This is a genomic window from Collibacillus ludicampi, assembly GCF_023705585.1.
Taxonomy (GTDB): domain Bacteria; phylum Bacillota; class Bacilli; order Tumebacillales; family BOQE01; genus Collibacillus; species Collibacillus ludicampi.
In genome coordinates this window covers 2,803,592-2,815,442 of record NZ_BOQE01000001.1, presented here as the reverse complement: position 1 = coordinate 2,815,442, position 11,851 = coordinate 2,803,592, and the positions used below count along the sequence as shown (strand labels likewise).

Below are 11,851 nucleotides of genomic sequence, written 5' to 3'. Positions count from 1 at the left end.
GTCGTTCCAACACTTTTATTATAGCCGATGACTAAAAATTTTTATAGTAATAAAAATGTGGATTAATCTGCTATAGCAACGACAGCCCTGATGTATGCGTGAGATATGTAATAAATGCCTTTAACACAGTAATCGTTTACGCGAATCATGGGGGGTTCGAAACTCTCGCATGCGCCGGCAACATGGAAAAGATAAAGCCCCCGTCGAAACAACGGGAGCTTAGGAACCTCTCTAAAATCTCGAAGATAACAGCCGGAGTTCCCAATCACTAACATGTCTGTTAAATTTGTCCCATTCCGTCCTTTTTATCTTGATGAACTCTTCCCAAATGGAACGGCCAATCGTTTCCGCCAATATCGTGTCTTCCGCTAGATGATCGATGGCCTGACTAAGATTTCGCGGAACCCACGTAATTCCCTTTTCTTTTAATTCCATCTCGCTCATCTTGCTTACATCAATATCGATCGGATCACCCGGATCCATCCGATTTTGGATTCCATGGAGTCCAGCCGCTACCAAACATGCGGCAAGCAGATAAGGATTGCAAGTCCCATCCGCACCTCGATATTCAAAACGTCTTGTCCTACGCTTCTCCGGAATTCTCACCAGAACCGACCGGTTTCCTGCACCATAACAGATGTGGGCGGGAGCCCATGAACCGGGCTGCATCCTTTTGTACGAATTCACGCTAGGTGCCCCGATCGCAATTAATGAAGGGCCGTGCTTGAGAATTCCGCCGATAAAATGATAAGCTTTGTCAGACATGTCCAATCCCCGTTGATCCGTAATATCTTCAAACAGATTTTCCCCTGATGGGTCAAACAGACTGATATGGACATGCAATCCACTGCCTGCCAAATGCTGAAATGGCTTCGGCATCAGAGTACCTATCATCCCTTTGTTTCTCGCAACCTGCTTAAATACCTGCGCAAACGTCACCTGGTCGTCAGTGGCTTTTAAAGCCGGAGCATATTTCAAATTGATTTCCAACTGTCCCGGGCCGTATTCACTTGAGATCTGCTCGGTTTTTACTCCCATCGCTTCGAGTGAATATACGACCTCCTGAAGAAAATCTTCCTGTACATCCACCCCGTCAATTGAGAAACAATGACTCTGATCGGCAGGCTGCAGATTCCCGTTCACTTCTTTCAGCAAATACGCTTCTTGTTCAAATGCTAGATACATTTTCCCGCCAAGAAGTGATTCCACTTCGTTGAGAAGACGCTTCAAAGCCTGTCTCGGGCATCCTTCCCAAGGTTCTCCGTTTTCATCCACCAGGTCGCAAATCATTCGCGCCGTATTTTTTCGATAGGGTACAATGGCAAAGGTTTCGGGGTCAGGAACTGCAAAAAAGTCACCGTCATTCGGGCCGTAAGTTGGATTTGGAATATATTCATCCATGGAATCAAAACTCATGATAGCCGTACTGAAGTTGATCCCCTTCTCCATTGCACTTCTTAGTTCAGCTGGACGGATCGTTCTGCCTCTGGTTATCCCGGCATAATCTAAAAATTCGATGCGTATGAATTCGATTTTCTCTTTTTCTACGATTTCTAATACCTTTTCCATTGACGTCATACCGCCATCTACACTCCTTCTGTTAGACGTTTGAATACGCTATGGGTCAAAATCTTTACACCGAGCGGAATGATCTTTTCATCAAATTGAAAAGCTGGGTGATGCAAATCATGGCATGGCACACCTTCTCGACAGATCCCCAAACGAAAATAAGTACTAGGAACCCTTTCGGCGAAAGCGCCAAAATCATCCGCTCCCATCGACGGCTCCGTCAATATGTGTACGGCTTCGGCCCCCAACAACTCTTCTACAGATTCCACGAATGCCCTTGTAACTTCTCGATCGTTGATGACCGGAGGGTGGCCCTCTGAATAAGTCACCTTGGCTTTCGCACCAAAAGAAGTAACCATCTGTTCTACGAGTTCAACGAGACGTTCTTTCACCTTCTCTCTCGTCTCCTTGGAAACCGCTCTTGTGGTTCCCTCCATTATGACTCGATCGGCTACGATATTTGTAGCTGTACCTCCCAGTATTTTTCCAACATGTACAACAACCGGATCAACAGGGTTCGTTTCTTTCATGACGAGGTAAGAAATTCCTTGCAAAACATTCCCGCTGACTGCGATCGCATCAATCGCTTGATGCGGTCTGGCACTATGCCCTCCTTTTCCCTCAATTTCAATCGCGAATGTATCACAAGAGGCAGTCATAGCTCCGTATCTCACACCTACTGTCCCAAATGGAAGGTGCGGCCATAGATGCAGAGCCAGCATTTCATCGATTGGAGGATGACTGAGTACACCTTGTTCAATCATCTTTTCAGCCGCTCCATCCGCTTCTTCTCCTGGCTGAAATATACAACGTACCCTACCACGAAACATGTTTTTGCGCTGATAGAGTTGATATACCGTTCCAAGCAAAATCGTCATGTGCCCGTCATGCCCGCAGGCATGCATGACTCCATTGTTCAGTGAGGAAAAAGGGAGACCGGTTTTTTCCTGGATAGGGAGTGCATCCATATCGGCCCGCAGTCCAATATGTAGACCTTTCCCATTTTCTCCGACGATATCGACCACCACCCCTGTATCCCCTACTCTTTTATAAGGTATCCCCCATTCATTTAAACGGGAACAAAGAAAGTCGCATGTCGCAAATTCCTGAAAGGAAAGCTCAGGATATTGGTGGAGATGTCTTCTGATCTGATAAAGTTGCTGAACAAGCGATTCCTGCAATTCTACTGATTCCATCTTACTTTCCTCCTAAAAATCAAACGAAATCGGCTTATCATGCTTCACCTTGCTCCTAAAGAATAGATAGATACCTCCGATGAGGAGCCAGCATATCCCGACTTTTATTGCCAAAGCATCCATTCCATATAGCACGTATCCGATGACTGTCAGTCCGAGAAGCGGGGAAATCAGATGTTTAAAATAATGCTTCGACCTTTTGCGAATTACGTAGTGACAAATCACAGAAATGTGCAGCAAGAAAAATCCAGTCAACGCTCCAAAGTTTACTATATTGGTCAGAATATCAATATGATTTTGAAAAATAATCCCAATAATGAAAGAGATAACCGCCACACAATACGTACTGATATAAGGAGTTCGGTATTTTGGATGAATCCTTCCAAGTACGGCTGGCAGCTTGCGGTCTCGCCCCATGGAAAACAACAAACGAGAAATCGCCGCTTGTGAGGCCAATGCACTGGCAATTCCCCAAGAAAAAGCCGTTGCCAAACTGGTCAATGTCTTGAGCCAACTTCCACCGGCTAATTCCGCCACTTGATAGAAAGCCGTATCAAGGCTTTCGATTTTGATGCCCTTCGCTAGGTCACTGGCAATCCAGGTTTGAATGATGAAGAGGATTCCTACAATGAGAAGGGAAAGAATGGTTGCCCGGCCAACAGCTTTTTTACCCCCTTGCACTTCTTCCGACAGGGTAGAGATTGCATCGAACCCTAAAAAGGATAAAACTGCAATCGATACCGCTCCCATCAGCGTCGAGAAGTTAAACTGGTTGGCATCATACAATGGTTTCATGGAAAAGCTTGTGTTATTGACACCTTTTTGTAAAGCAATGACTCCAAAGACAATGAATATGGCCAAAACAATCAATTCAAGCACAAGCGTAATCTTATTGGCTTTTGCCGTAAATTCCACGCCGCGGGTATTAATCGCCGTATTGAGCAATATAAAGAAAACCAACCAGAACCATAAGGGCAATCCGGGGATGAATGCGGTTAAGGAAACCGCACTGACCAGATAAATCAGAGCGGGTATCAAAATGTAATCGAGAAGAATGGCCCAACCTGCGATAAATCCAACGTACTCATGAATCCCTCTCTGGGCATAGGAATAGACGGATCCTGCAATCGGGAATGCCTCGGACATACACGCGTAACTGAGCGCTGTAAAAATCATTCCTATCATACCTATGGTATAAGCTAAAGCGACCATCCCTTTGGAAGCGTCAGAAACATACCCGAAAACGCCAAACGGAGCGATAGGAACAAGATAAATCAGGCCGTAAATCAATAGATCTCCAAATGTCAAAGCTCGCTTCAACTCTTGCTTATAACCAAATTGTTCAATGGACATCCTTTATCCCTTCTTTCTTAAAAGAATGGCCGATATACATTTTCGAAGTTGCGATACAGTACCATCTCACCAATGGCCTGTGCTGTTTCGACATCCATATAATCCGAAGCGATCCAGGAATTTAACACTTTTTCAAAGCACTCCTTAAAAAGGTGTACACCCATCCAATTCATTTCCGGCACCGTAAAAGCGTCCGATCCGTACATGACTTTGTCAAACGGAGCGAATTCGAATACTTGCGAGAGAATTCTTTCTACTCCATGTCCTGCAAACGGGTTTTGCAAAGATATATCCATGTAAACATTCGGCAAAACGCTCACGATAAAAGCAGCTTCCTCCATCCATGGGTATCCTCCGTGCACAAGGTGTACTTGGGTATCCGAGTATTTCCTTAATAGCGGAAACAGAAAGCTGGGGCTCGCTTTATCAAGGATCACATCTCCATCCCCTATACCCGTATGAATATGCATAACTTTTTCAGCCTCGGTACATTCCTCCATTGCAACATGCAGACAATAATCCCTTATAGCTTTTACTTCTGCCCGTTCGTTTGCCAAAAATTCCTCCCATTGCTCGTTTGCCGCAGCTTCGTTCTTTTCAGATATTTGCAAGCCACTCCGGTAAGCAATAATCGACTTTAACCCGACAATTTCCTCTTTTTTTAATGCCCCCCGCAGATCCGCTCTGTATTTTTCGACGAACTCTCCAAAGCTATTACATTCCCCTCGTAACCGGGCCATAACAGGTTCGATCCTATAGATTTCCCATATACGTACTCCGCAAAGATCGGTATATTCTTTCTTGTCCAACGGTGGAGAGGGATACCCAAAATCCATCACTAAACCGATGATGTTCGCATCACGAAACAGTTCTCTGGTATATTCGCGAAAATCAGCGGTTCGTACATTCCTTTGCTTGACGACTTCTTCAAGTTCAGGCGCACACGAGTAATATTTGGCCAATCGGTTGATCAGAATCTGAACCCACATGTTGGTACCAGGGTAAGGATGTTTCTTGTTTCGCTCATTCGTTTTTAAACCGCTGGATGGGATAACGGATAACGATAGTTTTTTTACAAATTCCTCCGGCGTATAGGGATTCGGATTTGCAACGTAAGGGTGACAGTGAACATCAATCGCTTGAACATCTCGTAATGAGACACCGCTCATAAGAACACCTCCGACGGAATTTTCACTGAAAATAAAAAGCAATAATCATGCCACTATTCAAAATTTCTTATGTTTATCTTTTTCCTTGAAAACAAAGATGTCTTTGTTAGAGAAACAGAAAAATATTTTGCGATTGAAAAATATTTTTCGAAATATTTTTTTTCGTTGGATCATCAATGACTTGTAAGAATAAAAATATTCAAAATCGAAAGGGTTTGGGTTGATGATCGTAGAAAAATTTACAAAATTATTTTCGCAAAATATTTTTCGATCGGAGGTGATCAGGAATGGACAATTTCCCCGCTCTTTCTTTGCAACAAGTGTGGAACTCAAATTTTGATTGTATGGTTCTCACCGACTCGGAGGGGGAGATTCTTTCTCTCAATCGGACAGCTGCACGTTTGTTTTCCTCAAGTCCAAGCCGTCTGATTGGCGTTTCCATTTTTGAACTCATCCCGTCACAAGAATTTAAAAAAGTATTCCAAACGCGTCAAGACAAGACGGGGATCTCCATCTCTCTAGGAACTCAACAGCTCATTGCAAACCTTACGGTGATACGGTCGAGTTCCGATTATCCGGGATATCTGATAACTATTAAAAACATCACAGATACTCAACAATTGCAGCAACAACTACAGCAAATGAACATGATCCGTCAATTGTACGACACGATCTTAGACTATCTGGAAGAGGGGATCTGCGCCATCGACCAACAAGGAACCGTTCTGTTTTACAATAAAAAAATGGGAGAAATCGACACGTTGGAGCCTGAATCGGTACGCAACAAAAGGGTTGTGGACGTCTGGAACATTGACGAAAACTCGAGCACACTGCTCACCGCATTCAAAACGGGGCGAACTCTCAGTCACCGTGAGACCCACTTCTCCACAAACGGAAAAGCGGTAACTACACTTTACAAGACGGTTCCTCTCTACTTAGGTAATAAAAAAGTAGGAGCATTGGAAGTCGCGAAGGACATCACTGAACAAAAACAGTTAAAAGAAACCATCCTGCAATTGCAACAAAGAGACGGAAAAAACGGATCGAACGCTCCCATTGCAACATCCGCTAAATCTAACAATACGCGGTTTACATTTGAGAGTATTATTTTTGCAAGCCGTTCCATGGCAAAAACAGTGGAACAGGCCAGAAGAGCGGCACGCTCCAATTCCAATATTCTCATTTATGGTGAAACAGGTACGGGAAAGGAACTGTTTGCTCAAAGTATTCATAATGAGAGTCCTCGTAAACATAAACCTTTTATCGCGCAAAATTGCGCGGCTCTACCTGAATCTTTGTTGGAAGGATTGTTGTTTGGGACAAGCGTCGGAAGTTTCACGGGAGCTCAGGATCGTGCTGGATTGTTTGAGCAGGCAAACGGAGGAACTTTACTGCTCGATGAAATCAACTCCATTGGCACGAATTTGCAGGCGAAACTGCTTCGCGCCTTACAAGAGAAGAAAATCCAAAGACTAGGATCCTCGAAAATCATAGAGATCGACGTGCGCGTGATCGCAACTGTGAACGAAGATCCACTTGAGGCTATAGCGAATGGAAAGCTTCGGGAAGATCTCTATTATCGTTTAGGGGTTGTCAATCTTGTCATCCCGCCTTTACGTTCGAGAAAAGAAGACATTCCCATTTTGATCGATCATTTTATAAAAAAGCATTCGGATGCTTTGGGAGTACGGGTGGACGGACTCGACGATGATGTTTACCATTTTTTTCTCGACTATCATTGGCCAGGAAACGTAAGGCAACTGGAACATACCATTGAGGGTGCTCTTAATTTGATTTATGATGAAAGAACCATCTCCTTTGAACAACTGCCTCCAACATTCAAATGCAAGAGGATGCAACAGTCTCATCCTTTGTCGACTCCTGAGGGTCACCTTCGATCTGGATGGAACTTGCCGGAACAAATAGAAAAGCTGGAACGCTTAATGATTGAACAATCTCTAAAAGAAGCAAAAGGTAATATTACGAAAGCCAGTGAGCTTTTAGGAATCTCACGACAAAATTTGAATTACAAGCTGAAAAAATACAAGATTTCTTGGAAGTAAGAGATCTCGCATTCGTATCTGAGACTGACCGTTACAAAAAAGACTCTTACGTTTGTATTCATAATCCAACGTAAGAGTCTTTTTATTGTTGTATACTCCTTTTTTATTTTGGTCAAAAAATAAGCGCTTAAAAGATCAGGATCTTAGAATGCAGGTACAATCGCACCTTTGTAATGGTCTTCAATGTATTTCTTCACGTCAGGGCTGTTCAATTCTTGAACCAGCTTCTTGATAGCTTCCGAATCTTTATTGTCTTGACGCGTGACTAAAACGTTCGCGAATGGCGAATCTTTCCCTTCAATGAATACAGCATCTTTCGTTGGGTTCAAATTCGCTTGAAGCGCGTAATTGGTGTTGATCACCGCAAAATCTACATCGTCGATTGTGCGCGGCAGCATGGCAGCTTCCAAAGGCTTGATCTGAACGTGATGCGGATTCTCTTTAATATCGCTCGGCGTCACTTTGTATCCTTTGGTATCATCCAACTGAAATACTCCTGCTTTTTCCAATAACTTCAGCGCACGTCCTTCGTTTGTCGCATCGTTGGGCACGCTGATCGTCGCGCCATCTTTCACCTTTTTGATATCTTCACCCTTTTTCGTGTAGACACCCATCGGTTCAATGTGAACCTTCGCAACATCAACAAGATTCATATTGTGATCTTTATTGAATTGCTCAAGATAAGGAATGTGTTGGAAGAAGTTTGCATCCAATTGTTTTTCATTCAACTGAATATTCGGCTGTACGTAGTCATTAAATACTTTTACATCCAATTCGACGCCTTCTTGCTTCAATTTAGGCTTGATGTAATTGAGAATTTCCGCGTGTGGCACAGCGCTTGCTCCGACCTTCAAGGTCACTTCTTTGCCGCTGTCTTTTGTGGGAGCGGCTTCATCTTTCTTCGCTTGGCCACAAGCCGTCAATGACATCGCGAGTACGAGAGATGCTGCGGGTAATAACCATTTTTTCTTCAACATACATAACAACTCCCTTTCTTTTTTTAAGTTATTTGCGCGTATATTTTAAGACGAGCTTATCGCCCATCGTTTGAAAGACTTGTACCATGACAATCATGATGGCGGTCGTTATCAACATGACATCTGTCTGGAACATTTGATAACCATAACGCACAGCGAGATCTCCAAGACCGCCACCTCCAATCACGCCCGACATGGCCGAGTAACCGACGAGAGAAACGGTTGTTATCGTGATACCGGCAATAAGACCTGGACGCGCTTCCGGGAGCAGAACTTTCCAAATGATCTGCCAAGTAGTTGCCCCCATCGATTGGGCCGCTTCAATCACCCCGCGATCCACCTCTCTCAACGCTGTTTCCACCAGCCGGGCGAAGAACGGAGCCGCTCCGATAACAAGCGGCGGAATGGCTGCATCCACACCAATCGATGTACCGACGATCAATTTGGTAAATGGGATCAGCAGAATCAGCAAGATGATAAACGGTATGGAACGAAAGATGTTTACGATGAGAGCTAATAATTGGTAAACTGTCCTGTTCTCAAGCAGATGTCCTTTCGATGTCAAAACTAAGATAATACCTAGTGGTAGCCCTATGATGACTGTAAATATTGTCGATAATGCGACCATGTACAACGTCTCATAGGAAGCTTGCAGAATTTCGCTCCAAACCACGTTTTCCATCATCCGATCACCTCCACCTCCAAGTGATTAGCGATCAAATCTCGAATCGTAACATCGAGCAACTCCGGTGAACCGATCAACTCAAGAACCAGTCGGCCATAAGGTACATCTTTCATCCGGGAAATCGTTCCGTGTAAAATATTAAAGTGTACACCGTGCGTTTGGGTCACACGCGATAAAATGGGCTCATATGTGGAAGCGCCAAGAAACGAGACTTGAACCACCCGACGATTTCCATTTGTTTCATGATGAGCCTTTTGGGTTTCTTGCAGGATCGTACGGTCAAATTCGCTTTCAATGATCTGAGCAATAAATTCGCGTGTCACATCCTGACGCGGGTTCAAGAATACTTCGGCCACTTTACCCAATTCAACGATATTTCCGCCATCGATCACCGCAACGCGGTCGCAGATCGCGCGGATGACATGCATTTCATGTGTGATCAAAACGATTGTAATACCAAGTTTTCGGTTAATATCAACCAGAAGATCGAGAATAGATTGTGTCGTCTGCGGATCGAGCGCAGAAGTCGCCTCATCACACAGCAAAACCTTCGGGTCGTTAGCGAGCGCCCGCGCGATACCGACCCTTTGCTTTTGCCCTCCGGAAAGCTGTGCCGGATACTTGTGGCTATGCGCTTCTAGACCTACGAGTTGCAGCAAACGATCCACTTTTTCTTTAATCTCAGATTTCGGCCTTTTTGCGAGTCTTAATGGAAAAGCAACATTGTCGAACACAGTTGCCGATGAAAGCAAGTTAAAATGTTGAAAAATCATTCCGATCGAACGGCGTTTCGCTTGTAACTCAGATGGAGAGAGTGCCGTCAAATTAACGCCATCGACAACCACTTCTCCGGATGTTGGCCGTTCAAGCAGGTTGATACAACGGATCAACGTACTCTTACCCGCACCCGAGTGACCAATGATTCCGAAGATTTCCCCCTCGTGAATTTGCAGATTGATATGTTTCAAAGCGGTAATCGATTGTTTTCCCGATCGATATTCCTTCGTAAGATTGATGAGCTCTATCAATACAATCCTGTACCTCCCCTTACCCTTCATATTGAACAAGAAAAAACCCTTTTCCGGCATGGAAAAGGGCGTAACTATCCTACGTTCGCTCTCATCTGCCGGATTCACATCCGCAGGAATTGGCACCATGTTTTGTGTTATCCACACAAAACGGGTTGCCGGGCTTCATTGGGCCAGTCCCTCCGCCTCTCTGGATAAGAGAAACTCCATCCATATCAAGTTGTGACCACACATCGACGTGTTTTATTATCGGTAGGAGTATATCACGAGTTCAAGTATGGGTCAATAAAATTTTTTCACTTTACGAGTGAGATCATACGATTACGGTTATCATAAAGTCAACTCTTCCTGTAAGTGAGGGAAAGATATGATTATCGATGTGTTCTTTCTCTTTTTTGCGGTAAATCTTGCTGCATTTATGCTTTTGATCATTGGGCTTGTCTTTTTTGGTAAACAAAAGAAACCAAGAGGATAGTTTCCGAAAGACAAGGGCAGCACAGGAATTCTCCCATGCTGCCCTTGATTTGATCTTTACACTTATAAATATGAAGACGAACATCGTTATGAAGGGACTTTCACCTTATTCAAATCGTCGCATACCGCCTGAAGAGGAAATCCATCTCGAAGTTTACAATTTCCTCTACAACCTTATTACCAAACTCTTCTGTATGCAAGAAATAGCTGCTATCAGATGCAAGATCTTTCGTTCTATATCCTTCTTGAAACACATGATTCACAGCGTGCTCGATCGCCTGTGCTTCATCTTCCCAGCCGAAAGAATGGCGAAGCATCATGGCGACCGAAAGAATGATGCCTACCGGGTTCGCAATCCCCTTTCCTGCGATGTCTGGAGCCGAACCGTGGATCGGCTCATACAAATCAACTTCAGCCCCTAACGAAGCGGATGGTAACATACCGATCGAACCGGTTAACATAGCAGCCTCATCGGATAGAATGTCACCAAACATATTTTCCGTAACGATCACATCAAATTGCCGCGGATTACGAATCAGTTGCATCGCACAGTTATCAACGAGCACATGTTCCACTTTAACATCGGGATACTCGGGGGCGATCCGATTGACCGTCTCCCTCCAAAGACGTGAAGATTCAAGTACATTCGCTTTATCCACAGAAGCCAGACGGCCACGCCTTTGACTCGCCAGATGGAAAGCCGTGCGCACGACACGCTCGATCTCTTTTGTTTCATAGACAAGCATATCGGTTGCCTGTTCCCCGTCTTCAACTGCGTGTCGTTCTTTTGCGCCGAAATAGATCCCGCCAGTAAGTTCTCGTACGATTAAAATATCGACACCACGCAAAATTTCAGGCTTCAATGTGGAAACATTTAACAAAGAGTCGCATGCCACGATTGGACGTAAATTCGCGTATACACCGAGTCCCTTGCGAAGTCTGAGTAAGCCAGACTCCGGTCGCCTATGGGCTGGCTCTTTATCCCACTTTGGCCCTCCTACAGCTCCTAGTAACACCGCATCCACACATTTGACTCCAAGAAGAGTTTCCTCAGGAAGCGGGTCTCCATAGCGGTCAATCGCTTCACCACCAATCGGCAGAACCTCATAGGTGCATGTACGTTGAAACCGTTCGGACACCGCTTCCAGGACTTTAACCGCTTCTTTCATGATTTCCGGACCAATACCGTCACCTGGCAGCAGTGCAATCTTTGGCATGCTGTTCTTCCACCTTTCCTTTATTATTTTATGAATATTTAGAAAATACTCGTTTGAGACAAGGATACTCTTTGCGGGGCTTTCAGAAAGTCATACAACCTTCCGAAATATTATCCCTGC

The 11,851-nt window shown here is 44.4% G+C and carries 9 protein-coding genes and 1 riboswitch; of the genes, 1 reads left to right on the top strand and 8 read right to left on the bottom strand.

The annotated features are described in order from the left end of the window. Positions 1-231: 231 nt before the first annotated feature. The 4 genes from DNHGIG_RS14240 to DNHGIG_RS14225 are packed head-to-tail and all read right to left on the bottom strand — an operon-like array spanning position 232 to position 5,287. On the bottom strand, positions 232-1,578 hold the full coding sequence (locus DNHGIG_RS14240) for a glutamine synthetase family protein (RefSeq protein WP_282200215.1): 1,347 nt from the start codon (positions 1,576-1,578) through the stop codon (positions 232-234). Between the two features lie 8 nt (positions 1,579-1,586). Beyond that, positions 1,587-2,765 (bottom strand): M20 metallopeptidase family protein, encoded by a 1,179-nt coding sequence (locus tag DNHGIG_RS14235; protein WP_282200214.1) that lies wholly within the window; start codon positions 2,763-2,765, stop codon positions 1,587-1,589. A 12-nt stretch (positions 2,766-2,777) separates the two neighbouring features. Next, complete coding sequence (locus tag DNHGIG_RS14230) at positions 2,778-4,118, bottom strand: APC family permease (RefSeq protein WP_282200213.1); 1,341 nt, start codon at positions 4,116-4,118, stop codon at positions 2,778-2,780. Positions 4,119-4,135: 17 nt separating this feature from the next. Beyond that, the gene (locus DNHGIG_RS14225) at positions 4,136-5,287 is read right to left on the bottom strand and encodes an amidohydrolase family protein (protein WP_282200212.1); all 1,152 of its coding nucleotides are present in this window, start codon (positions 5,285-5,287) and stop codon (positions 4,136-4,138) included. 287 nt (positions 5,288-5,574) lie between these two features. On the opposite strand from DNHGIG_RS14225, the gene DNHGIG_RS14220 reads away from it, so the two are divergent. Next, positions 5,575-7,350 carry a sigma 54-interacting transcriptional regulator gene (locus tag DNHGIG_RS14220; RefSeq protein WP_282200211.1) on the top strand — a complete coding sequence of 592 codons (1,776 nt, stop codon included), beginning with the start codon at positions 5,575-5,577 and terminating at the stop codon, positions 7,348-7,350. A gap of 143 nt (positions 7,351-7,493) precedes the next feature. Here DNHGIG_RS14220 and DNHGIG_RS14215 read toward each other — a convergent pair whose 3' ends face one another. From DNHGIG_RS14215 to leuB, 4 genes are all read right to left on the bottom strand, one after another. After that, entirely contained in the window at positions 7,494-8,327 is an 834-nt protein-coding gene (locus DNHGIG_RS14215; RefSeq protein ID WP_439647741.1) for a MetQ/NlpA family ABC transporter substrate-binding protein, read from the bottom strand. 28 nt (positions 8,328-8,355) lie between these two features. Then, positions 8,356-9,012: a methionine ABC transporter permease gene (locus DNHGIG_RS14210; protein ID WP_439647740.1), complete on the bottom strand. Its 657-nt coding sequence runs from the start codon at positions 9,010-9,012 to the stop codon at positions 8,356-8,358. Beyond that, a complete protein-coding gene (locus DNHGIG_RS14205; RefSeq protein WP_282200210.1) occupies positions 9,009-10,040 on the bottom strand; it encodes a methionine ABC transporter ATP-binding protein in 1,032 nt (343 codons plus the stop codon). The genes DNHGIG_RS14210 and DNHGIG_RS14205 overlap by 4 nt, the downstream gene beginning before the upstream one ends. Before the next feature lie 88 nt (positions 10,041-10,128). Then, positions 10,129-10,241: riboswitch (SAM riboswitch) on the bottom strand. A gap of 383 nt (positions 10,242-10,624) precedes the next feature. After that, entirely contained in the window at positions 10,625-11,731 is a 1,107-nt protein-coding gene (gene leuB / locus DNHGIG_RS14200; protein WP_282200209.1) for a 3-isopropylmalate dehydrogenase, read from the bottom strand. Positions 11,732-11,851: the final 120 nt, after the last annotated feature.